At 61.7% G+C, this 24,024-nt stretch carries 19 protein-coding genes and 1 pseudogene; 9 read left to right on the top strand and 11 right to left on the bottom strand.

Annotated features, from left to right (window positions below; all coding sequences use genetic code 11):
* Positions 1–181 precede the first annotated feature (181 nt).
* From L2A60_RS17065 to L2A60_RS17035, 7 genes are all read left to right on the top strand, one after another.
* Complete coding sequence (locus tag L2A60_RS17065; RefSeq protein ID WP_235705655.1) at positions 182–1,348, top strand: murein hydrolase activator EnvC family protein; 1,167 nt, start codon at positions 182–184, stop codon at positions 1,346–1,348.
* Positions 1,349–1,419: 71 nt separating this feature from the next.
* Positions 1,420–2,790: a S41 family peptidase gene (locus tag L2A60_RS17060; RefSeq protein WP_235705654.1), complete on the top strand. Its 1,371-nt coding sequence runs from the start codon at positions 1,420–1,422 to the stop codon at positions 2,788–2,790.
* A 13-nt stretch (positions 2,791–2,803) separates the two neighbouring features.
* The gene (locus tag L2A60_RS17055) at positions 2,804–3,745 is read left to right on the top strand and encodes a divergent polysaccharide deacetylase family protein (protein WP_235705653.1); all 942 of its coding nucleotides are present in this window, start codon (positions 2,804–2,806) and stop codon (positions 3,743–3,745) included.
* The gene (locus tag L2A60_RS17050; RefSeq protein ID WP_235705652.1) at positions 3,742–4,239 is read left to right on the top strand and encodes an RNA pyrophosphohydrolase; all 498 of its coding nucleotides are present in this window, start codon (positions 3,742–3,744) and stop codon (positions 4,237–4,239) included. The genes L2A60_RS17055 and L2A60_RS17050 overlap by 4 nt, the downstream gene beginning before the upstream one ends.
* Positions 4,239–4,904, top strand: a complete 666-nt coding sequence (locus L2A60_RS17045) for a dienelactone hydrolase family protein (protein WP_235705656.1) — start codon at positions 4,239–4,241, stop codon at positions 4,902–4,904. The genes L2A60_RS17050 and L2A60_RS17045 overlap by 1 nt, the downstream gene beginning before the upstream one ends.
* Before the next feature lie 56 nt (positions 4,905–4,960).
* Positions 4,961–6,523 (top strand): glutamine-hydrolyzing GMP synthase, encoded by a 1,563-nt coding sequence (gene guaA / locus L2A60_RS17040; RefSeq protein ID WP_235705651.1) that lies wholly within the window; start codon positions 4,961–4,963, stop codon positions 6,521–6,523.
* A 221-nt stretch (positions 6,524–6,744) separates the two neighbouring features.
* On the top strand, positions 6,745–8,094 hold the full coding sequence (locus L2A60_RS17035; protein ID WP_235705650.1) for a tyrosine-type recombinase/integrase: 1,350 nt from the start codon (positions 6,745–6,747) through the stop codon (positions 8,092–8,094).
* Position 8,095: 1 nt separating this feature from the next.
* Here L2A60_RS17035 and L2A60_RS17030 read toward each other — a convergent pair whose 3' ends face one another.
* Together L2A60_RS17030 and traA are read right to left on the bottom strand one after the other, a co-directional pair.
* On the bottom strand, positions 8,096–8,344 hold the full coding sequence (locus L2A60_RS17030; RefSeq protein WP_235705649.1) for a helix-turn-helix transcriptional regulator: 249 nt from the start codon (positions 8,342–8,344) through the stop codon (positions 8,096–8,098).
* 129 nt (positions 8,345–8,473) lie between these two features.
* Positions 8,474–11,404, bottom strand: coding sequence for a Ti-type conjugative transfer relaxase TraA (gene traA, locus L2A60_RS17025; RefSeq protein WP_235705648.1), 2,931 nt, complete (start codon positions 11,402–11,404; stop codon positions 8,474–8,476).
* 171 nt (positions 11,405–11,575) lie between these two features.
* On the opposite strand from traA, the gene L2A60_RS17020 reads away from it, so the two are divergent.
* Together L2A60_RS17020 and L2A60_RS17015 are read left to right on the top strand one after the other, a co-directional pair.
* Positions 11,576–11,872, top strand: a complete 297-nt coding sequence (locus tag L2A60_RS17020; RefSeq protein WP_235705647.1) for a conjugal transfer protein TraD — start codon at positions 11,576–11,578, stop codon at positions 11,870–11,872.
* Between the two features lie 31 nt (positions 11,873–11,903).
* Positions 11,904–12,122: a conjugal transfer protein TraD gene (locus L2A60_RS17015; protein WP_235705646.1), complete on the top strand. Its 219-nt coding sequence runs from the start codon at positions 11,904–11,906 to the stop codon at positions 12,120–12,122.
* A gap of 44 nt (positions 12,123–12,166) precedes the next feature.
* On the opposite strand, the gene L2A60_RS17010 is transcribed toward L2A60_RS17015, so the two are convergent.
* From L2A60_RS17010 to L2A60_RS16970, 9 genes and pseudogenes are all read right to left on the bottom strand, one after another.
* A complete protein-coding gene (locus tag L2A60_RS17010; protein ID WP_235705645.1) occupies positions 12,167–13,084 on the bottom strand; it encodes a nucleotidyl transferase AbiEii/AbiGii toxin family protein in 918 nt (305 codons plus the stop codon).
* 5 nt (positions 13,085–13,089) lie between these two features.
* Positions 13,090–13,878: a type IV toxin-antitoxin system AbiEi family antitoxin gene (locus tag L2A60_RS17005; protein ID WP_235705644.1), complete on the bottom strand. Its 789-nt coding sequence runs from the start codon at positions 13,876–13,878 to the stop codon at positions 13,090–13,092.
* A gap of 129 nt (positions 13,879–14,007) precedes the next feature.
* On the bottom strand, positions 14,008–16,092 hold the full coding sequence (locus L2A60_RS17000; RefSeq protein WP_235705643.1) for an RNA-directed DNA polymerase: 2,085 nt from the start codon (positions 16,090–16,092) through the stop codon (positions 14,008–14,010).
* 3 nt (positions 16,093–16,095) lie between these two features.
* Positions 16,096–17,307 carry a GIY-YIG nuclease family protein gene (locus L2A60_RS16995; protein ID WP_235705642.1) on the bottom strand — a complete coding sequence of 404 codons (1,212 nt, stop codon included), beginning with the start codon at positions 17,305–17,307 and terminating at the stop codon, positions 16,096–16,098.
* On the bottom strand, positions 17,300–19,348 hold the full coding sequence (locus L2A60_RS16990) for a DEAD/DEAH box helicase (protein ID WP_235705641.1): 2,049 nt from the start codon (positions 19,346–19,348) through the stop codon (positions 17,300–17,302). The genes L2A60_RS16995 and L2A60_RS16990 overlap by 8 nt, the downstream gene beginning before the upstream one ends.
* Before the next feature lies 1 nt (position 19,349).
* On the bottom strand, positions 19,350–20,210 hold the full coding sequence (locus L2A60_RS16985) for a hypothetical protein (RefSeq protein ID WP_235705640.1): 861 nt from the start codon (positions 20,208–20,210) through the stop codon (positions 19,350–19,352).
* The gene (locus L2A60_RS16980) at positions 20,207–22,981 is read right to left on the bottom strand and encodes a class I SAM-dependent DNA methyltransferase (RefSeq protein ID WP_235705639.1); all 2,775 of its coding nucleotides are present in this window, start codon (positions 22,979–22,981) and stop codon (positions 20,207–20,209) included. Before L2A60_RS16980 ends, L2A60_RS16985 begins: the two co-directional genes overlap by 4 nt.
* On the bottom strand, positions 22,978–23,271 hold the full coding sequence (locus L2A60_RS16975) for a HigA family addiction module antitoxin (protein ID WP_235705638.1): 294 nt from the start codon (positions 23,269–23,271) through the stop codon (positions 22,978–22,980). The genes L2A60_RS16980 and L2A60_RS16975 overlap by 4 nt, the downstream gene beginning before the upstream one ends.
* A gap of 643 nt (positions 23,272–23,914) precedes the next feature.
* Positions 23,915–24,024, bottom strand: a pseudogene (locus L2A60_RS16970) (IS5/IS1182 family transposase); the annotation flags it as partial.

Genomic DNA, 24,024 nt, shown 5'->3' with positions numbered 1-24,024 from the left:
TCGAGGCTGAGCTTCACCACATACTTCTTTACGGCACTTTGTTTCGCGGTCACGAACCATCTCCGTCGTTGCGGAGTCATCGAATCGAAGGTCCGCCGCAAAATCAATGACGGAGGGTACTAGCAAACATATGATTCTAGTGTTGTTTTTGGTTCTGAAGTTCCTAAAATCGCCGCCGCATATGCGTAGGAACTTCAGAACCATCACATTAGCCATCGCGCTGATCGCCTTGCCGCCAATCGCGCGGGCGGCCCAGCTCGGCCAGGTGCAGAAGAAACTCGACGCGGCCAATCTGGCGGCGGCCCGGCACCAGGCGGCTTCAGCTGCGGCGGCTCGGCAAGCGGCGGCCGCGAAACGCCAGGCAGATGCGCTCGTCGCCAAGGAAGTCGCCGTCAACGCCGTTCTGCGCACGGACGAGGATCGCGCGGCACGGATCGCGCACCGCCTCGCCAGGCTCGGCGCGAAGACCAAGGCCGCCAAGGCGGAGCTGAACGCTGATGCCGCCGCGATCGCGCCGTTGCTGCCGCTGATCGCGCGTCTCGCGCTGCATCCGGCGGCAACGCTGCTCGCCGCCGATGCCGCACCGGGCCGTGCGGCCGAAGGCGCACTGGTCATGCGTGGTCTGACCCGCGAAATCGGCTTGAGGGCCCAGGCGCTGCGCGCGGCACGTCGGCGTTACGCGTCGCTGTCCGCCGCGCTCGCCGCCGAACAGACGAAAATGAGTGCCGCGGTCGCCACTCAAAGCCAGCGCGCCGCGGCGCTTCAGGCGGACATCATCGCGGTCCGCCATGCCGCGGCGGCGGCGGTGGCGCGTCATGCGGCCGAGGCGCGCGCAGCGGCGAGCGCGGCACAGACCGCGCATAACCTGCTGGGCGTGATTGCACGGCTGCAGGCGGAACGCCGGCAAGCGGCGCGTGCCCGCGAAGCCGCGGCGCGGATTCCCGTGCCCCAGTCCTTGCGCGGTGCGCCGGTCGCCGGCAAGCTGGTGCGGCAATTCGGCGCATCGACCACCGCCGGCCCCGCGATCGGCGACACTTTCGCCGCCGCGCCCGGCGCCGTGGTCAGTGCAAGCTGTCCCGGTCGCGTGGTGTTCGCCCGGCCGTTCCAGAATTACGGCAAGCTGATGATCCTCGATTGCGGTGGGGGATACGATTTCGTGATGGCCGGGCTCGCCCGGTTCGACGTGCGCGTCGGCCAGTCGGTAGTTCCGGGCCAGCCGGTCGGCGCGATGGCCGGCTACGATGCGCATAATCCAGGCGGACAGCCAGAACTTTACGTCGAATTGCGCCATGACGGCACGGCGGTCGATCCCACGCCCCGGTTCGGCGCGGCGGCGGCTTCGCGCTGAGCAACCGCGCGCGGCTCTGGACTTCCCGCCCAGGCGCATTATTGGAATACTGAGGCAAGAGGATTGCGCTGATGAAGTTTCGAACCAGTTTGCTGATCGCGGGCAGTTTCATCGTCGGGATCGGTGCCGGCGTTATCATCCCCGTCGTCCACGGGGCGCTGGCCGATGCGCGGCCTGGCACCAACACCTATCAACAGCTCGGGCTGTTCGAGAATATTTTCCAGCGTGTCAAAGCCGACTACGTCACGCCCGAGCCGTCCCACAAGCTCGTCTACGACGCGATGAACGGCATGCTCACCGGGCTCGATCCCCATAGCGGCTACATGAATCGCCGCCAATACAAGGATATGCAGGCCGAAACCAGCGGGCAATTCGGCGGGCTGGGGCTGGAAGTGTCCCAGGCTGCCGGCTTCATCAAGGTGATCAGCCCGATCGACGGCACGCCCGCCGCGAAAGCGGGGATCAAGCCGGGTGACCTGATCGTCGGTATCAACGGCAAGCCGATGGTCGGTCTCTCGCTCAACAAGGCGGTCGAAGAGATGCGAGGCCCACCGGGCAGCACGATTACCCTCACCATCAAGCGCGCCGGGGTGGATAAGCCGATCGTCGCCAAGCTGACCCGTGCCGTGATCCATGTAAAGGCGGTCCACAGCAAACTTTACGGCGATATCGGCTATTTGCGGCTATCCAGTTTCTCGGAAAACGCGAACCGGGACATTCGCCGCGCCATGCGCAAGCTCAAGACCGAAAGCCATGACAAGGTCGCGGCCTATGTGCTCGATCTGCGCAACAATCCCGGCGGCCTGCTCAACCAGGGCGTCGCTGTCGCCGACGATTTTCTGAACGCGGGCGAGATCGTCTCGACCCATGGTCGGCACGCCTCGGATGACGAGGTCTGGTATGCCCATCCCGGCGACATCGCTCACGGCAAGCCGATCGTGGTGATGATCAATTCCGGCACCGCCTCGGCCGCCGAAATCGTCAGCGCCGCACTCCAGCAGAACCGCCGCGCGGTCGTGCTCGGCACCCGCAGCTTCGGCAAGGGCTCGGTGCAGACCATCTTCACCATTCCGGGGCACGGTGCCCTGCGCCTGACTACCGCCTTGTATTACACGCCTTCCGGCAAGTCGCTGCAGGATTACGGCGTGGCTCCCGATCTCGTGGTCCATGAAACGCGCAATCCCAAGGATCATTTCCCGAAGATTCGTGAGGCCGATATGCCGCACGCGTTCCACAACCCGTCCGGCATGAAGGCGCCGATTCTGCCGCCGAAACTCGTCCTGCCCGCCATCGCCAAATCCATCGCGCCGCGCCCGCCGGCAAACTGGCCGAAGTTCACGCTCGGCAAGCCGGCAACCGATTACCAATTGCAGATGGCGCTGAAACTGGCGAACGCGATGGTGCAGCAGAACGAGTTGACCCAGGCCAGCGCGTCGCACTGAATAAGCGGCGGTCATGCGGATACCGCGATCGCTGGCAGCATTCTGGATTGCGATTCTGACGATCGTGATCCTCGGTGCGGGGTGGTTGCAATATCTGGGTCCGATCAAATCCCGCCTCCACCCGGCGCCACAGCAGGGTGCTGCCGGCATACCGGCGCCGAGCCCGTTCCTGCTCGCCGCGTCTCCGGTTGATCCGGCCTGGAAAATCCCTCATCCAGGCCCTTATGGCGTGGTGCCGATGCGGTATTACGCAGCCCGAGCGTCGCTTCCGACAGAAAACCTGCCTTATATCGCGATCATGGTCGCCGGACTTGGCGATGCGAAAGCAGCATCCCTCGCGGCCGTGCGCGACCTGCCTCCCGCCGTTTCGCTCGCCCTGACCCCTTACGGCGCGCATATCGCCCGGATCGAAGTAGCGGCGCGCGCAGCGGGACACGAAACGATCCTGGGCCTGCCGATGCAGGTCGCGGGAGAACCTGCCACGACCGCCGGCGATCAGGCGCTCCACGCCGGTTCGTCCGCTATGCGCAACCACAAACGGCTCGACTGGGCGTTGTCGCGCGTCGCGGGCTATGCCGGCACCACCGATGCGGTCGGCCTCGCCGCGCCGGAAACCTATCTCGCCCATCCATCCGCCGCCGCCTGGCTGGCGAAGCATCTTGCCGCCGATGGCGTCTTTCTGATCGTCGCCACGCCCGGCATCAAGTTGCCATCTGGAATCGCCGGGCGTCGGGCCGATATCCTGATCCACCCCAGCCAAGGCGTTGCCGCGGAAAAACAAGCGCTTGGCCGCCTTGCCGCGATCGCGACGCAAAAGGGCAGCGCGTTCGGTGTCCTCGCCATGCCGGCGCCGCGCGCGATCCGGGTTCTTGCCACTTGGTGCAAGGGATTGAAGGCGCACGGCTATACGCTCGTGCCGGTCAGCGCCCTGACGACACAGGAGACCGCGCCATGACCGATCCCGCCACCCTGCCCTATCGCGCCAATGTCGGTGCCGCCTTGTTCAACCGCGCGGGCAAGGTCCTGATCGCTCGCCGCGCCGACCTCAAGCGCATCGCCACCCATCCCTGGCAATTGCCCCAAGGCGGCATCGACGGGGACGAAGACCCACGCCACGCGGTTCTGCGCGAATTGCGCGAGGAAATCGGCACCGACGCGGCAACCATCATCGGCGAAATTCCGGTCTGGCTGGACTATGATTTCCCCCCCGAAATCATGGCGCGATCCGGCTCGAAACACCGGGGCCAGCGACAACGCTGGTTCGCCCTCCGATTTACCGGAACCGACACCATGATCCGGCTCGACACCCATGCGCACCCGGAATTCGACGCCTGGCGCTGGGCCGATCTTGGTCAAATCGCCGATCTGGCCGTCCCGTTCAAACGGCCGACCTACCAACGCGTGGCGCGCGATTTCGCGCCTTTCGCAAAACCTGACGGAGCCGAATGATGGGAAATATGATCGAGCTGACCGCGTCCGATGGCCATAAATTTCAGACCTATGCGACCGGCGACGAGAAATCCCTGCGCGGGCTGGTGGTCGTGCAGGAGATTTTCGGGGTGAACCGGCACATGCGCGCCGTCTCCGACCGCCTCGCCTCCTTCGGCTATCGCGTGCTCTGCCCCGCGGTTTTCGATCGCGCAGAACGCGGCGTCGAACTCGGTTATGACCAGGCAGGAGCCCAGAAAGGCCTCGCCCTGCGCGCCCGGATCGATGAAGCGGATGTGATGCGCGACATCGAGGCCACGGTGGCGAAACTCTCGCCTCGGCCGACCGGCATCATCGGCTATTGCTGGGGCGGCACCATCGCCTGGTGGGGAGCAACGCGCAGCAAAAGCTTCAAGGCCGCGATCGGCTGGTATGGCGGCGGCATCGCCGCGACCAAGGAAGCCCAGACCCACTGCCCGGTGCAGCTGCATTTCGGCGTCAAGGATAAAAGCATTCCGCTCCAGGACGTGGAAGCGATTCGGAAATCCCACCCCGACCTGCCAGTCTATGTCTATGAGAACGCCGAGCATGGTTTCGGCTGCGAGGACCGGCCGAGCTTCAATGCCGAAGCCAATCAATTGGCCGAGCAGCGCAGTCTCGCCTTCTTCGCCGAACATCTGGTCTGAACAATCGGCATCAAGCGGGGATTGCAGTGTTTCGCCGACCATGCTCATGACATGACATGCACAGCGACGCGACCAACGAACGCATCCTGATCCTTGATTTCGGCAGCCAGGTCACCCAGTTGATCGCCCGGCGCCTGCGTGAAGCAGGCGTCTATTGCGAAATCTGGCCGTTCGACGTCGACCCCGAACGCATCGCCGCCCACGGTGCGCGCGGCTTCATCCTCTCAGGCGGCCCCGCCAGCCTGACCGAAGACGTGTCGCCGCGCGCTCCTTCATTTGTTTTCGATACCGGCGTGCCGGTTCTCGGCATCTGCTACGGCGAACAGGCGATCTGCGCCCAGCTCGGCGGCGCGGTGGAAAACTCGGATCATCGGGAATTCGGTCGCGCCTTCGTCGATGTCGTGGCCGATTGCACGCTGTTCGAGGGAGTGTGGCAACGCGGTGCTCGCGCCCAGGTCTGGATGAGCCATGGCGACCGCGTCACCGCTCTGCCCACAGGCTTCCAGGCCGTCGCGGTCAGCAGCGGCGCGCCTTTCGCCGCGATCGCCGACGATGCCCGACGCATCTACGGCGTGCAGTTCCATCCCGAGGTGATGCACACGCCGGACGGCGGAAAACTCCTCGCCAATTTCGTCCATCGCGTCTGCGGTTTGTCGAATGCCTGGACGATGGCAAATTTCCGCGACACCGCTCGCGCCGCGATCCGCGCCCAGGTCGGCAGCGGACGAGTGATCTGCGGCCTGTCTGGCGGGGTCGATTCCTCGGTCGCGGCGGCATTGATCCACGAGGCGATCGGTGATCAGCTCGTCTGCATCTTCGTCGATCACGGCCTGCTGCGCGCCGGCGAAGCCGACGAAGTGATCCGCGTCTTCCGCGACCGCTTCAACATCCGGCTCGTGCATCGCGACGCCTCGGACATCTTTTTCGCCGCTCTCGAAGGGATCTCCGACCCCGAGCAGAAGCGCAAGACGATCGGCCGGCTGTTCATCGAGGTGTTCGAGCAAGAAGCCCACAAACTGGGGGGCGCCGATTTCCTCGCCCAGGGCACGCTCTATCCCGATGTCATCGAAAGCGTTTCCGCGCGCGGCGGGCCGAGCGCCGTCATTAAGTCGCACCACAATGTCGGCGGCCTGCCCGAGCGGATGCGCATGAAACTCGTCGAGCCGCTTCGGGAACTTTTCAAGGACGAGGTGCGCGAACTCGGCCGCGAGCTTGGCCTGCCCGAAACCATCGTCGGCCGTCATCCCTTCCCCGGTCCTGGCCTCGCGATCCGCATCCCCGGCCCGGTCGATCGCGACAAGGTGCGCATCCTGCAGAAGGCCGATGCGATCTATCTCGAGGCAATCCGTGCCGCCGGCCTCTACGATGCGATCTGGCAGGCTTTCGTCGCCTTGTTGCCGGTGCGCAGCGTCGGCGTGATGGGCGACGGCCGCACCTACGAGTTCGCCTGCGCGCTGCGTGCCGTCACCAGCACCGACGGCATGACCGCCGATGTCTATCCGTTCGACATGAGCTTCCTCACCAGAGTCGCCGGACGCATCGTCAACGAAGTACGCGGCATTAACCGCGTCACCTACGACATCACCAGCAAACCGCCAGGCACGATCGAGTGGGAGTGAATTAGGGTGGTTTCAGACCATCTCGCCCCGTGCCGGAAATCGCACGAACTCTTTGACTGACAAGGATTATTTTTCCCACCCCGTATCGCTGCGTGTCACCCCAGCCGAGCCACTTTGTTGGTAGCGATGTTGGTATGGCGCAGGATGGTCGAGAAACGGGCTTCCGATACCAACAAGCCCTCTTGATGGTATCGGTTCGCCCCCAGACCGGATGCGGATTTATGGGCCATCTCACTGATAAAGAACTGAAAATTCTGAAGCCGAGGGCGAAGCTGTATAAGGTGGCGGACCGCGACGGGATGCACGCGGCCGTCACGCCGACCGGGGTCATCTCGTTCCGGTATCAGTACCGGGTGAACGGGCGGCAGGAGGTCTTGACCATTGGCCGATATAGCGCCGAGGCGGCTCGCAAGCTGACACGGGCGCCCGACGCGCTGGAATACGGAATGGAGATGTCGCTTGCGGAGGCAAGGACGCTGCTGGCGCGTGCCCGGCGTCAGGTCGAGCGGGGCGAGTCGCCGTCGAAAGCCAAGGTGGAGAAGCGCACCGCGTCAGCCGAGGCGTTCACGTTCGGCGGGTGGGCGGAAGCCTACTTCAAGCACAAAGCCGATCCCAAGTCTGGGGCCGAGAGACTGGCCGACAGCACCCTGTCGATGCGCCGATCCGTCTATGATCGCGCCATCGCAGGAGAGCTGTCGAAGCTCAAGCTGGGGGAGGTGACGCCGCAACGCCTCAAACGTCTGTGCGACGAGGTTAAGGAGAAGCGCGGGCCGGCCGTGGCCGTGCATGTCCGCGAGGTCGTGTTGCTGGTGTTCCGCCATGCCCAGGGAAGTGGGCTGGACGTGAGCAACCCGGCTGAGTCGATCCGCACCAGCGCCATCGCCACCTTCGAGCCGCGCGAGCGCGCCCTTTCGCCATCCGAGGTCCGCGCGGTCCTGGCGGCCTTGGATCATGTGTCGGCGGCACCCACGCTGCGCTTAGCGGTAAAGTTTGTCCTGATGACCGGCGTCCGCAAGTCGGAGTTCATCGACGCCACTTGGAAGGAAATCGACTTCGCCGCCGCGCGCTGGACGATCCCGGCCGAGCGCATGAAGGCCGGCAAAGCGCATGTCGTCCCGCTGAGCGATCAGGCGCTCGACATTTTGACGGTGTTTCGCACCATGTTCGGCACCAGCCGATACCTGCACCCCGGCCGATACGACAGCGACACGCCGATCAGTAACGCCACCCTCAACCGCGTGATCGACACGGTTGTGGAGCGTATCCGTGTGGATGATCCTGACTTTCAGAGTTTCGGCGTTCACGACCTCCGCCGCACGTTTTCGACCGGCCTGAACCGCGCCAAGTTCGATGATCGCTGGATCGAGATGAGCTTGGCCCACGCGCCCCGGAACCGGATCGCGGCCATCTACAATGTGAACCGCTACCTCGCCGAGCGGAAGATCATGCTTCAGTGCTGGGCTGATATGCTCGACGCCTGGGTGAAGGGCGAATCCGCGAAAGACCTGATCGCCGACGCGAAGCGACGTGCCGCCGAGGTCCACGACGACGAACTGGACGACGATCTCTGAACTACGTGCGGCTCGCGTCCATTCTGTTGTCCCGCTCCCGGCCCTGAGTTGTTGTCGTTGGTGGCCGCCAGCCGGCAGGATCGGCGATCCAGCGGTCGATGTCGGATTCATGCCAGCCCGCACCATTGACGCTGATCCTCATCTGAGCGGGGAACGTGCCCTCGGCGATCTTGCGGTAGATGGTGGACCGGGACAGGCCGGTGCGGGCGAGAACGGTTTTCATGCGGACGATACGGTCTGCTACGAACATGGTTGCGCTGCCTCCTGCTGGGTGCTTCTGACATTGCAGAGACCAGACAGAGCGATGATTTGTTGTTGTGCAATAGATATTTGGACGTCGTAGTAGTGTGGCGTGGAGGCGGCGGAAAATAGGATAGTTCTACAGTCCGATACCCCGGCCTCTGCCGATATCGATGCCGTGGCTGAAGGCGAGTTCCCGACCAAGGCTGCGGCCCGAGTCGATCCCGATACCGAGGTCTCGCTTGCGACCTTCGAGGATGGATTCAAGTTGGGGATCGCGTTCGAGGCTCTTCGCCATGTCGCCCATCGCCGACCGCGTGGACTTGTAACCGGACATGTCGCCCGCCTGATATTGGCGCTGGCTGGCTTGGCCGAGTTCTCGCCAACGTTCCACGAAGCGGTCGGCGCGGCGCTGCGGATCGGTGCGCAGCTCGGTCTCCAACTGGAGGGCGCGCACGGTGCGATTGATCTGGCCCGTGGCCGCTTCCGAGGCAAGCTCCGGGTCCTTCTTGTAGGCGGCTTCGGCGTCGTGCGAGCCGTAGGGCCGCACCTCCTCGAAGCCTTTGCGGGCGTCCTGCAATTCCGTCACCTGCTCCGGGCTGGCCCCGCCGCCTCGCTCCTGCGCCTCGAAGATCGCATCCACGGCGCGGGCATGGCGAACGAGCGCCCTGGTCCGGGCGCGGCGCAATGCTTCCTCCGCGTCTGCCGCCTTCTCCTTTTCCGGCGCCGCCCGTTCCGGCTCCTGCCCGCCATCGGTAGGCAGGCGCAGGCCGTCGAACAGGCCGCGCACCTTCTCGGGAACCTGCTTGGCGATCTCAACCACCTGGTCCACCCGCTCGCGGAAGGTGATGCCGCGTCGCGCGGCGTAGCTCTGTGCCGGCTCGTAATCCGACGCCATATCCTTGGCGCGGTCGCGCGATAGGGTGCGGACAAGCCTATTCTCGTCAGCGAAGTCATCGCGGCCATAGTGCAGGTCCATGCCGTCGCGGTGGCGCGACAGGGCGACATAGCTGCCATGGGCGTCCAGGCCCGGCGTCGCCAGAACATGGGTGCGGTCCACCGTCATGCCCTGCGCCTTGTGGATGGTCGCAGCATAGCCGTGGTCGATGCGGTCGTAATCCTTGAGGTCGAACGAGACGCTGCGCCCGTCGTCGGTGCGCACGGACATGGATCGTTCGCTGATCTGCTCGATGGTCCCGAGCGTGCCGTTCTTGACGCCCAGGCCGCGCTCGTTCTGAAGGAACATGACGCGATCCCCACTGGCGAAGCTGCGTTCGCCGCGATCGATCGTTAAGCGCACGTCATCGCCCAAATCGCCGGCTTCCCGCATCCGCTCGCGCGCCGCTTCGTTGAGTTCCCGCACCTCCGCATTGGTGTGGGTGAGGATGATGCGGCTCTGCTCCGGCGATGCCTGCCGGTCGCGGTCCCAGCGGTCGATCAGATCGCCGCGTGCCTGCTCGCGCGTTTCCGCGGCATGGACCATGCCGTGCGCGTCATAGGCATGGATCGCGTTGCCCGTCCGGCCGGTCGCGAGATCGCGCGTGGCGTCGCGCTGCCAGTCCTCCCGCTGGCGGCGCACCTCGCCGATCTCGGCACCGCCATGGCGTTCGTGAATGGAGCGGAACGCGGCGCCCGCCTCGATGGATTGCAGTTGCTGCGGATCGCCGACCAGCACCACCTTGGCGCCGGCCTCGGCGGCATGGGACAGCACGCGCTCCAACTGGCGCGTGCCGATCATACCCGCCTCGTCGATCACCAGCACATCGCGGGATGTGAGCGCGTCGCGGCCCTGGCCCCAACCATGTTCCAGGCTGGCGATGGTGCGCGACGCGATGCCCGAGCCGCTTTCGAGATTCTCGGCGGCGATACCGGACAGCGCGACGCCCCGGACCTCGTAGCCCGCCGCTTCCCAGGCTTCGCGCGCCACGCCCAGCATGGCACTCTTCCCCGTCCCGGCATAGCCGACTACAACGCCGAGATCGCGCCCGTCCGTGACATGCGCCAACGCCACGGCCTGCTCACCTGACAACACAAGGCCGCGCGCTTCCGCACGCGCCAGCGCCGCTTCGCGATCCCTGTCACCGACCCCATGGCGTTCCGTCTCGGCCATGAGTTCGGCGGCGCGGTGCAGGCGCTGCTCGGTCTCGATCATGTCGCGGGTGGTGAAGCGGTCCTCACCGCGTCCGTCCGCGCCGAGTTCGACCAGTTCGGGCGCGCTCCGCATCGCGCCCATGACCGCGTTGAACTGCTCGATTCCGTCGCTGTGCCGGTGCGCGAACAGCGCCATGTCGCGCCGCGTAAAGGTCGATTGCTGGTGAGTGATCGCGTCGAGCGCGATGGAAGGATCGGCGATGACCCGTGCGCCGTTCTCGCGCGCGATCTCGCGGTGCATTTCGGCCCGGTCGGCGGCCTCGATCCCTTCGCCTTCGATCCGCTGCGCCGGCGCGCCGATCTGGCTTTGCGGCTCCAGCGCGATGCCCTGCGCCTCCAGGCTGCGATGGTCGATGCGCGCGTCGATGTCGAGTTCGGCCAGGCGTTCGTTGGCCAGCTCTGCCCAGCGTTCGCGCCAGCGCTCGACCATCTCGGTACGGTTCCAGTCCCGCACCTTCGGGCCGAAACCGTCCTCGTCCACGGATCGCATGGTCAGCATGACATGGGCGTGGGGCTTGGCCGTCCCGTCCTCGGCCGTATCCCAATGCACATTGAGATCGGCGATCATGCCCTGATCGACAAACTCCGACTGCACGAAGTCGCGGGCGAGTTCGATGCCCTGGGCCTGCGTGATCTCGCGCGGCAGAGCGAACTCGACCTCGCGTGCGAGCTGGGCGTCCTTCCTGACCTCGAACGCCTCGACATCGTTCCAGAGCCGTTCGCGGTCGCTCCATTGTTCGGGCGCATCCTCCGGCAGCATGACCTCGGAATGGATGACGCCGCGCTTGTTGGAGAAGTCGTGGTTGCGCTCAAGCCGGTCGTCGCGCAGCCGCGAAGCCGAACGGTAGGCGGCGGAGGCCACCGCGCTGGAGCCAGCCTTGCGGCCGATGACCTTGATGTGAAGATGATAGATCGCCATTGCGATCCGAACATCACCACGGCGAAGCGCACGTCGGAACGACGTATAAGCGCGCCCTCGAAACTAATTTCTCGGGACTGCTCGCGCCGTTTCAGCCCGTCCCGGCAACCTTACAGCATTGCAGCAGGCGCTCAACTATCATCGCTCCATCGACAGCTTATGGAGACGACGATGCGCAAGCCACGGGACTTCGATGCGGAACTGAAGTCGCTGGAAGACAAGGCACGGGACTTGAAAGCCCGCAAGGTGCAGCAGCTCGGCGAGCTGGTCATCTCGACCGGGGCCGACGCGCTGACAGCCGACGAACTGGCGGGCGCGCTGATCGTGCTGGCCGAAACCAAAGATGCCGGAAAGAGGGAGGCATGGGCGAAGCGCGGGGCCGTGTTCTTTCAGGGCCGGTCGCGGCGATCTGCATCAGCGTCTGATCGCGACGCAGGCGGCGGCCAATCGCAACCGGGCGGCGCGTAACCGGCATCAGGCGGCGCAGGCGCGTCATGACATGCGCACCTGGCAGGTCAAACGCCGCAAACGCACGCGGCATCTGATCGAACTCGGCGGCCTTGTCGTCAAGGCCGGGATCGTGGACCTGACCGGCGATGATCGCGCCATCATCTACGGCGCGCTGCTCTGGATGGCCGACAAGCTCCAAAGCGATGAGCGCGACAAGGCGTTGGCGCTGTGGGCGGCGAAGGGAAAGCAGGCGTTCGAGGATAACTGAGCATCAGCACCCCCAAAGGACACGCCCCTTCGATGGCGTTGCGGTCACGGAAAGAGAACGCGCGCCAACGCATCGACCAGTTCGCCCCGTCTTGCATCGGGCAGCTTGGCGAGGTTGCGCTGCTTCCACATGACGGCGGGCAAATGCTGCGCTTCCGGTATTCCGAGAAGCGTCCAATCCGGCTCACCGCGCTTGAAGCCGGCAAGGAAGCGCCGGTGACCTTCCGGCATGGCGGCGACCATTGCAGCGATGATCGCCTCCCGCGCGGCCTCAAGGTCCGCGAGCGCGACAGGCTCCTGAGTCATGCCGGCGAAGCCCCGCGCGAACTCCTCGCTCAGCGGCTTGCGGGTCGGGGCGAGAACTTCGGCCATCGGACGGTTGTGACTGATGACGTAGACCAGAAAGGCACGGCGCAGCTCGTCGCCGACGCCCTCGTTCGCCAGCAGGCCGCGCACGTCGAAGAGGTCGCGCGGGTGCTGGCGGTCGAAGGCTGCCACGATCTTGCCCGCGTAAAGGTCGGCGAATGACACGACCTGCATTTCGGCGAAGCCGAAGGCGTCTTCGACAACGGGAACCACGCTCATGACGACGGGATCATAGACCGCACCGCGGAGCACCGGCGTCACCTCGATCTTGATCTGCACGCCGCTCGCCCGAACGATCAGCTTGGTGACGATATTCTCGTCGGCGGAACGCGAAGCATTGACTCTCGCGGCGGGTATGCCCCGCTCGATGCGTTCCTTGATCCGCAGCATGGCGGCGTCGATGGCCGCGAGCGATGTGGCCCGGTCTTCGACCGGCAGATAGGTCAGGTCGATGTCCACGGAGAGGCGCGGCATGTCGCGCACGAACAGGTTGATCGCGGTGCCGCCCTTGAGCGCGAAAGCCCGCTCCTCCGCGACGAAAGGAAGGACGCGAATGAGCAGGGCGACCTGCTGCCGGTATGTGTCGAGGAAGGCCATGAAATTCACGGGCCTCCAAGGTCGGACGGCACGGTGATGTTGTAGTGCGGATCGAGCCTGCCGCGTTTGACGAGGACGCGCTTGCCCGAACCCAGATCGACGCGGGACATGTCGAGCCGGGATCGCCACGCATGGCGGTGGCGGTCGGCGAAGAAAAGAAAGAGCCGCTTCACCTTCACGCTGGCGCAAGCCTCCAGCAGGGTTTGCAAGCGGCGCGGGCTTAAATCGCTCATCCCTTCCATCAAGGCATCGGCCTGATGGAAGCTTTCATGCTCGGGCAGTTCGTCGAGCAATTCGAGAACGGCGCGCTCCTTGCTGGAATATCGTATAGGCAAGGTCAGGCCGCCAGCGCTGACTATGACGGGGCTTGGCTCGGGCGGTGCGTCGGCGTCGCTGGGAAACAGCCGAAGGCTGTTGTGCCAGCGAAAGGTCACATCGAGCGGCAGGCTCGCCAGCCAGGTCGGCGGGCGCTTCGACCCGTAAAGGTGAACCTCGCGCATCGCCGTCGAAAGGTAGTGGGCGTAACCCTGCTGTTCGAGCGCGGTGCGCCCGCCAACGGTGAGCGGAAGGTCCAGCACTGTCTGGAGCGAGACGACCACCTGCTGCCAGGTGAGCGGCGTGCGCGAGCGGCGATAGACGCGCCGGGCCGGGCTATCGAGCCAGCCCGCACGAACATACTGGCTGCGCAGTGCCGACGAGTAGCCGTGAGCCTCCATCCAGGCGGCATCGGCCAGGAGACCCTCGGGGAGTTCCTGCTGGAGTCGGTTTAGCTTACCGCCAGAACGCATATCCATGCTTAGCATTTTGACAGATTTGAAAACCCGCGTCCAGTTTATAATTCTATAAATTCGCTAAGTTCGGCTTAGCGTATCTTATGTATTATAAACCATCGCCATCCGCGAAGATGCGCCCCTTCGCGCGATTCAAGGGGCGATATTGGCCTCCAGCTCATCGAACGCGAGGATCAAGTCATTTCGAATGGCATAGAAGTCCCTGTGTTTCAGCCTGCGCGTCGCGGCCTCCGATTTCTGGCTCCGAGGATGCGCCGTAGTCGATTCCAGCCGTAACGCATGGAGAGAACTGAAAGCAGCCATCATGGTTGGCAGGCCGCCCTTGAGAGCAGGGTCTTTGAGGGCGCTGCCATAGGCGGGATATTGCTTACCGGGTTTCAGTAGAACATATATCAGAGAAAGCAAGAAATCGCAGTAGCTATCAAATTGGACAAGGAACGCATCAATATTCGATTCTCGATTTCGTTTAAGGAAAATCATCATGCGTTCGGCGTGGGTATGCTCTCGGCCGAAAAACAATTTCCAGTCATAAGGTGTTTGATTCCGCTTCAAGATATACGCCAGAATTTCATTAACGCGGCTGTCCGGTTGGCCAACGGATCGTATGATGCGCGCGGCCTTTAAGCTATGTTTCGCGGTCGTCTCCACCGCGCCATAGGGTTTGGCGAGCCTGAGATTACCGTCGATCAATCTCCCAGCGGCAATGCGCGCAACCTCCGATTCAGCGTCCCGCATTTGGCGGTTCACGAAGTCGGCATAGGTCGCCTCGCCAAAAAGGTCGGGCGTAAGCTCGCGAAAAGCGCATTTTTTTACCCACCAGTCTTTCTCCTTGGCAAGGAGGCCATCGTATTCTGCGAAGGTGATGGTCTTCGCGCTCAAGGCCCAGCCGATCAGCGCTTCCTTGTAGCTCGGCTGTAATTGGATGACGCCAGGCTTGGGGCGCAGAAGGCGATCCGCGCAAATCTTTCCCAGCGAAGCCGTGACAGTGGACGGACATTTGCCCAAACAGGATCGGAGCAATTGGGCGTTAACCGCATGATATAGCTCGTTGGTAGAGATGTAATTCTCGATTTCTTTGGAAAGAACGTCAGGAATTTTCGCATAGGCGGCGATATAGCGGCAAATTGCGGGCGCGTGTTCTGGCTGCCGATACAGCACTGCCATCAAGCGGGAGTTGAGCCTGTGTGACGGCTTGGCGTGCGCCAAAAGGTATTTGAAGCGGGTCACGTTTTCAGACGAAACTCTGCTATTGCGAGTCATCTCCAGAAGCCGGGAGACAAGTTTCTTCTGATTGACGGTCGGCTTGGTGGCAGGTTCGGGTGGACGACTGACTGATTTCACCTCATCGCGCGGATCGGTGATTTTCCTAATATTGATCTTGGCTGTCTGCGGGAAAAGGCCGATCTCCTTAGAGGCAATGTCGAGTGCAATAAGTTTGCGCCGCAGTTCACCTTCGCTTTTTGCGAGAATTTTTATGTCATCGACATAGCGAAGATAGATAGTTTTTCTGCCTCGCTCCCCCGCCGCGTCGATGTGCTGCAATACCGCTTCGGAAAGCATCCCGGAGGCCAGCGGCCCCTGTGGGATTCCGTGCTCGTGATAGATGTTCTCCTGACCGTTGCTCCAAGTGCTTGACGTCCAGACTTTCAGGCACCGGAGCAAGAAATCGACCGTGTCCTCGTCTATCCCGAGGGCGACAAGAAAATGTCGCAGAACATGATGGTCGATGGAATCATAGAATGCGGTTAAGTCAAAATTCGCGATATAATGATGTCCATCGTTGAAAGCTTGCTCGATTTTGTTCCCAAATTTCTTGTAGCTCCGCTGCCATTGCAGGTAGAAGAATGGCGACGATTTACCAGCATATAGATGAGCAAAGACACGCTTCTCATATCGGTGACGTGTTTTTCGTTTGAGTGCATCCGCGATCAGATTGACACATGCCTGATAAATGATCTGATCTTCGACCGTCAGGAGGGTGATCGGACGTAGCGTGCCCGATGGTTTGGGCAGCAAAAGTTTCGATGCATGTGAAACCTGATAGCGTTCCTTCAAGCCCTCTTGGCGAATCCATTTGAGGTGAGTGTCTGACGCGATCGCAAAGGCATCGTATGAGTCACGAAAATAGGATTTATACTGCGCATCTGGATTGGACATGATCCAGCGATAGGCCCGCCGCAAGTTCTCCAAATTGAATACGTCTTCAAGATCGCTCACGGATTAGTCGCGGCCGCCAGTCTTGCGCATCACAAGCTGGGCCATTTGCGGGTCATAGACATATCCGGTGATCGTGCCGTCCTTGATCTTCTCCACGGCGTCGTCGATCACGAACAGCGGCACGAGGAACCATTCGCGCGGGATGACGGGATTGCCGAACCTGTCCTTGATCTCGATGTCGAGCCGGGCCGGATCGAAGATGCGGTGGATCAGGTTTTCCAGCTTGCCACGGCTGATATTGAACAGCTTGTAGGTTGCTACGATCTCCACATCTGCCAGCAGGAAGGTCGGGTCCAGCTTGGCATTGGCGATGCGCTTGGCGACGTCGCCGCCGGTGACGCCGATCTTGTGAACGAGGTCGCGGTTGGCGGCGACAATGGCATTATCCGACTGGCTGCGCAGAACATAGATGGTGCCGCTGGCGAGGTCGTCGGCTTCACTTTCGCTGGTGAACAGCGGCCCGGCGCTCGGTTCCGAAACGCGGCGGCTCACGTCGTCTTTGTAGAGCGCGCGTTGCAGGGAGCGGAGCAACAGGTTGCTCTCGGTGCCGTTGGAATAGACGACGCGAAGGCGGGCGTCGCTTTCGCCATTTGGCGCTTTGAAGGGTTCGCCGACTACGGCGACGTAGGCAACCTGGCCGCCAAGGATAAAAAACTCCCCGGCCTTGATGTCGGTTTTCAGGAAACCCGCGTCCTTGCGGATGGGCTGGGTGATGCGCACGCCACTGTCGAGGTCGTTCTGAACGGCCGTGAACAGGGGCCTGAAGCGGTCAAAGTCCTCGCACCGTTCGCGGTTAGCAATTTCCTCGGCGGCGCGCTTTTCGGCGGTGGTGCGGACGTGGCGAAGATCGGTGATGTCCGTCGCGCCTGCCGCGCCCTCTAGTTCGGCGAGCAATTCATCTTCGTCCATTTCCTCCGCCGGAGCGGTGACGGCGTTCTCCGCGCCAGCAAGCAAACCTTGCTGATCGAGCGGAGCGAGAAGGGAACGGCACTCCTCCAGCGCGCGCAGGCGGGCGAGGCGCGTGGCGTAAATCCGCTCGAAGATGTCACGCTCCTCGCCATGTTGCGGGGCGCGGCCATGCTGATTGACGAAACGCTGAATTTCCTCGAAGCCCGCGATGATGCGTTCCTCGCGTGCGGAGCGTCCGCCCTTCTTTTCAGGCTGGGCGAAATCTGCGAGTTCGTCGCGCAGTTCTTCGAGGTCGAGGTCACTCATAGCGGCCCTCATCCTTGAAGCGCACGAAGGCGGCTGCGCCTTCGGCCAGCAGCTTCTCCCAAGCATCGGTCGAGCTGATAGACGGCAGCCGGCCGCGCTCCTTCTTGAACTTGACCGCGCGCACGGCGTAGTCCTTCGCCTCCTCCGGCGTCAGCGTGGTGCGCTTCGCGGCAATCGCGGCCTTCACCTGTTGCAGGCGTTCCTCGTTCATCGTTTTAGCGAGGATCGAATAGGCTTCCTTGAACGGGTTGATGCGGTCGATCAGGTCGATGTCGAGTTCGCGCACGTCCATCGCAAACTTGCGCACGCCGTCGATCAGGGCGGTGTTGGCGGTCGGTTCGCCGCTCACGCGATCAAGCATGGATTGCTTGGCCTGCTGAGTGATGTTGAGCGCGGCGATGGCATGTTGGCGCACCGCTTCCTGGTCTTCGTCGCTCAACTCGGGATATTTGTCCTTCACGATCTTGCCCATGCGAACCTGCGTCAGTTCCTCGGGCACCAGCTCGTCGTCGAAAAGACCGCGCTCGATGGTGGTCTTGTCCTGAACGAAGGCGGCGATCACCTCGTTCAAATCCTGCTGGCAGATGCGCGTAGCCTCGTAACTATTGGGCTCGACAAAGCCCTTGATCTCGAACTGGAAGACACCGCGCTCCTCGCTGAAACCAACATTGCACTTGTTCGGATCGTAGCCGCCTTCACCATAGTCGAAGCCTGGGGTCGGCCCGCTCTGCGGGTTCTTTGGCTTGAACTCGAAGCGCGGGGCAAGCACCTGCTCCATGAGCAGGCTGGCGGCGATGGCCTTCAACGTGTCGTTGACGGCCTCGGTCACGGCATCCTCGGCGGCATCGGGTTCGGCGATCAGATTGGTGAAGCGCGCGCGGGTCTTGTTCGGAGCATCGCGGGTCGCGCGCCCGATGATCTGCACGATCTCGGTGAGGCTGGAGCGATAACCCACCGTCAAAGCGTGCTCGCACCAAATCCAGTCGAAGCCTTCCTTGGCCATGCCGAGCGCGATGATGATGTCCACATGATCGCGGTTGTTCTTCTGCGCGGGGTCTTTCAGCGCCAGGGAAACGCGGTCTCGCTTGTTCGCGTCGTCATCGACCAAATCGGCGATGCGCAGCGTCCGGCCGTCCGGCGTTTTGACAAGCTGGAAGCCCGTGGCGGCGTCGATGCCCTGCCAATCGCCGAGCGCACCGATGATGTGCTCCACTTCCTTGATCTTGTCCTTCGTACTCTCGCGCGAATTGACGTTCGGAATGTGGATGATGGTTTTCTCGGCGGGGTCGAGGACGGCGAGAATGTCGTCGGCATAAGAGCCGGAATAGAAGAAATAGCCGATGTCGAGCTGCTTCAGATATTCGTAGCCGTTGAGCTGTTCGTAATAGGTGTAGGTGACGGATTCGAATTTCGCCTCGTCCTGTGGGGCCAACACCGGCACGGCGTCGCCACGGAAATACGAACCCGTCATCGCAACGATATGCGTCTTCTCGCGGGCGATCAGTTGGCCAAGATGCTGGCCGAGTTTGCTGTCGGGATCGGCCGAGACGTGATGGAACTCGTCCACGGCGATCAGCCGGTCGTCGAATGCCTCTATGCCGAACCTGTCCACGGCGAAGCGGAAGGTGGCGTGGGTGCAGACCAGCACCTTGTCGCCGCTGCCTAGGAACACCTCGACGGAATTGACTTTGCCGCCATTGTCGCCGCCTGGCGCGTTGCAGAGATTCCACTTCGGCTCGACATGCCAATCCGCCCAAAAGCCGTATCGGGTCAGCGGCTCATCGTTGAAGCTGGCGCCGATGCTCCTTTCCGGCACGACGATGATGGCCTGTTTCAGCCCCTGGTTGGCGAGCTTGTCGAGGACGACGAACATGAGCGCGCGGCTCTTGCCCGACGCCGGCGGCGACTTGATAAGCAGATATTGCTCGCCGCGCTTCTCATAGACGCGCTCCTGCATGGGCCGCATCCCGAGGGCGTTGGCCTTGGTCGAGCTGCCGTTGTGCGCATAGGTGACAGAGACGGAGGGGACAGTGCTGACCATATCAAGCCGCCTTTCGTTGACAAAATCGGCGAAGGAAAAGGCGGGCGGTTATCAGCGTTATCTGAAGCCGGAAGGTCGCATCTTCTTCCTCGGATAGACCCGGATGCCCACCATGCGGGTGCATCCGGCTCATCAGCCCCTGAATATATTGGGGTTTCTGACTATTTGCATTCCACTCATTGTAGTCTGTGAGCAAGAACGGCGGCTGGACGCTAGCGCCAAGGAAATCGCGCTTTGCCTTGCTGTCATCGCCGCCGGCATAACCCAGAGCGACGGCGATTTCGTTCAGGTAGCTCTCATAGAAATTGCGAAGCTCACCATTGGCCGAAGACCATTCGCCCCGCTGAAATGCCGACACCGCTTGTTTCAGATGCCCCCTGGCGACGGCGAATCCGCTGCGATCCAGAAGGGTAACAACTTCGCTTTCAGCTTCCCGGAAATCCAATCCGGGGATGTCTTTCGGCAGCATCCGCACAAGCGTCAGGATTTTTTTGGTCGCTTCGCCATCCCAAGAAAATCTAGAGGTAACGCTGATCTCCGTTTCCATAACCTCGAAGCCATCGAACCGAAGGCCCGCAACCAGTCTGTTCCACGACTCCGAACCTCGGCGCGCCTCGGGAGCGGTGATTGCGGTCTCGACCAGCGCCCGTTCAAGCGAGACACGACCATTCTCGGTCATCACGGTATGCTCTTCGTCGCAGGCGAGCTTCGCCCAGCTCGCAACGCGCGCAGACTTGCTGGATGCACTGCATCGTCCATCAATGCCCCATTGAACCTCCAAGACTTCCATATTGCTGTGCGAATTGAAGTCGGCAGCCACCTCGGCAGCGGCAACGATAGTCATGCGATTGAACTCGCTCATGCCGCCCCCGCTCTCTTCTTTTTTGCCGTTGCGCGGGGTGAGGCGGTCATCTTCGTGTAGAGTTCAAACAGCTTTTCCAGTCGCTCGGTGTCGTTGCGGAACCGGCGGCCGATATAGATGCGCTCCAACACCTCGTCGTTGCGCTCATGGGCTTCGCGCAGGTCGGCGGGCATGTTGTCCGGGTCGTAAAGGTCGGCGATGGTTGCCGGGAAATGGGCTTCGCGCGCCAACAGGATATCCTCGGCGCAACGGGTCAGGTCTGCTTTGTTCTTGTCAGTAAGGGCCGGAACTGGGAGTGTGTTCCATCCGAGTGTGTTGGAGTAGCGTATTCGGGTTTCGAGCTTGCCGCAGACCGTGATTGTCCAAACAAGATGGAGTCGAGATGCTGCAATCGCCAAGCAGGCTAACTCCGTGTCGTAGAGAGCAAAGGCGGTGTTGGGGAAAACCACATCCCTACTTTCAAGCGTAACTGGCAGATACGGCCGCGACTCAGAGGAAACGTTGGGAATGGCAATCGTCCACTCATTACAGGCATGCATTTCACGAAACTGATGCGGTCGCTCTGCCATCCTAATTGCCGCTAGGTCGGGCGACGCAAGGCGGCTTTCCTTCACCAACTCAATTCGCTGCCTCACTTTGGGATTTGACCAAGCATCGGTAGGAATGTTGGGCTGCGGAAACCACAGGCACCATCTCTGTGTGCCCCTAACTATTTCCGCCCCACCCTTAAACGTCCTGATATGCTCTTGGGATAGCCCATCGTCTAACAATTCTGCACGCGCGGTCTCATCGAGCAGCAAGCCGTCGGACAGGCCGTAATAGTTGCCTTTGACCATTTGCGGCAGGTTGGACAACGGCCGGGCGCTTCGCTCAACGAACACGTCCTTGCCGGGAACGAGATACGCATTGATCTGCAACACCTCCTGTTTGATGTTTTCGTCAAACAGGTAGCAAACACCGTCTTTGCTGCGGGAACAGCCTATTATGACGACGGTGACCGTGGCGTTCTCGGTGGCCAAATTCCTCCATCGGAACGACCGAACTGCAAAATCAATACGCAGACCATACTCAAATAGTGGTTTCCAAAAATAGGATATGTTCTGGCCCTGGGAGATCGAGTTTGTGCTCACAAAGGCAAATTTCGTCACCGTGAAAGAGCTGTATTGGGCAGCCTTCCAAAACCATCCGCAAATATAATCTAAAGATTTCCAGTTCAAATTAGTGCCAAGAAAGCACTTCCTAATGTCTTCCTTCTGGTCTTTTGTTTGATCCGCATTGCCTTTGTAAGGCGGATTCCCGCAGATGTAAGTTTCGCCGCCCTCATTCTCGAAATCGATTTGTGCTTGGTCGAGCGGTGTTTCGAGAAGGTCGTCGGCAACGAGCTTCACGCCGGTTCCAGTCGGCGGGCAGATGCTCAGCCAGTCCAGCCGGAGTGAGTTGCCACAGGTGATCCAGTTTTCCTTCGAGAGCGGCAGAAACTCGTTCAAGGCAAGCTGCTTGCCGCGATAGAGCACGTCGCACTGAAATTCGGCGATGATGAGCGCGAGGCGCGCAACCTCGGCCGGGAAATCGCGAAGTTCAATGCCACGGAAGTTGGTGAGCGGAATCTCCGATGACCGATCCGGTTCGCCGCGCCGCTTGTTGATCTCTGCCTCGATCAACCGCATTTCCTTGTAGGCGATGACAAGGAAATTGCCGGAGCCGCACGCGGGATCGAACACGCGGATGCGCGACATGCGCTTGCGGAGATTCAAGAGCGTGCGGGCGTTGTCGCCCGCTTCCGCAAGGCACTCGCGCAGGTCATCGAGGAAAAGTGGGTTGAGGACTTTCAGGATATTCGGGACGCTGGTGTAGTGCATCCCGAGCGCACCGCGCTCCTCCTCGTCGGCGACGGCCTGAATCATCGACCCAAAGATGTCGGGGTTAATCTTCGTCCAGTCGAGATTGCCGATATGGAGAAGATAGGAGCGCGCGATGCGGCTGAAACGCGGCACCTCCATGTTGCCGGAAAACAGCCCGCCGTTCACATAGGGGAACTGGTCGGCGCGGGCCGCCCAACGGGGAATCCCCGCCGCCTCACGATCCGGTCCCTTGGTGTTCAAGGCGCGGAACAATGTCCCGATTACCTCATGAGTGTTGGACGAGTCCCGGTCGCTCATCCGCTCGACCGTCTCGGTGAACAGGCCGATCTTACCGAAGATGTCGGTATCCTCGGCGAAGAAGCAGAAGATTAGCCGCGCCATGAAATGGTTCATGTCGTGGCGACGTTCGGCGCTCGCCCAAGCGGGATTGTCTTTCAGAAGCTCGACATAGAGCCGGTTGAGGCGGCTGGTGGCGCGAATATCGAACGAGCTTTCGCGCACCTGCTTGACGGTGGTGATGCCCGCCAGTGACAAGAAGAAGCCGAAATGGTTGGGGAAGTCGGCATAAGCGCAGGCGACCGTCTCGCCGGACTCCAATTCCTCGGCCTCGAAGCCGTCGCCATCGGTAGCGAGGATAAACCTCGCCTTAGCCTTCGTCGTCGCGGGACTGATGCGCAGAGCCGAGAGCGTCTGCGTCACCTTGCCCGGCGGGGCGACGGCGATGTGAATATTGCTTCGCTGGAGAACGCCGCCGGGCAGATCGGATGCATTGGTCGATCCAGCGCGAAGCCGCTTGATCGTGGTGTCCTTGTTCCCGAAGGCGGCGAGGAATTGATAAGGAAACTCGGCGGCGTCGAAGGGTTTTTCCGCAAGCTTGGTGACGGCTTCCTCGATTTCGACCGCGTTCATGCCTCGCCCCGCCTTTCATGGGCGGGAGTGTGGAAAGCCTCGACATCGATCTCGTCGGCCCGGCGCATGACTTCGGCCAGTTCGTGGTCGAGCTGCCGGATCAGCCATTCGCGAGCGGGCGTGCCGAACGCCTTTTCCAGCCGGACGGCCATCTCGGGCGAAATACCTGACCGGGCGTTCAGCAGGTTGCTGAGGGTCTGCCGATCCACGCCGAGGATTCGGGCGGCGTCGGTCACGCTCAACCCGTTCCTTTCAAGGCAATCCTGCCGGATCGTCGTTCCTGGGTGCATTGTCTGTCGATTCGCGTTTGCCTAGCGATCAAGCGTAGAGTGATAATCGACACTCGACAAGCGTCAGGTGATGTCCTGCGGTATTATTCTTGAAAATCCGCTTTCAGAGCGGATTCATCGATATGATGCGGTAACCCAGCTCCAGTGCGGCCCCGCACATGCCTATCCTAGCTGAGGCTCCCTCGCCGAACACCGCTCTCGGCGGGCAGGGGCATCTGCTCTCGAAGTTTAGGTCTGCATTCTCGCGACGCTCGTTTATGATGCGCGCGCGTCTATGACGGGAAAGATCACCATATAGAATCCGCGAATCCAGCGCCGTTACCCTGGTGGTATCGCGGTTGGTATGAACTTCGAGCGCGGGCTGAAAGCCTAATAAATACAATGCGAACTCAAACCCATTGACCATCGAGTGGGAATGATTTTGGCCCATCCCAGGGTATCCCGCAGTATCCCGTGAACCTACGTAAACAACTGATAAATAATAACAACTCATCCGGTACCCTTCGAGGAATATCGGCCGGCAGAGACGGTATCTGACGGACTGTCTGACGGTCTCCTTTCCCATTGCACAATTCGAGTTGGCTCGATACCGTCAGGGTCAGAGCGCCCTCTGACGGTCTTTTTTCAGAGCTAGGGTGTGGTGTCAATTAAGCCAGATAGCGGTGGCGGTGAGGTGGACGCCTGCGAGGAAGTTTCTGGCGGTTTTGTCGTAGCGCGTTGCAATGGCGCGGAATTGCTTGAGTTTGGCAAAGA

The organism is Acidiphilium iwatense (genome assembly GCF_021556475.1).
Classification (GTDB): Bacteria; Pseudomonadota; Alphaproteobacteria; order Acetobacterales; family Acetobacteraceae; genus Acidiphilium; species Acidiphilium iwatense.
Note: the sequence above shows the minus strand (reverse complement) of the source record. Positions and strands in the feature narration are given on the sequence as shown.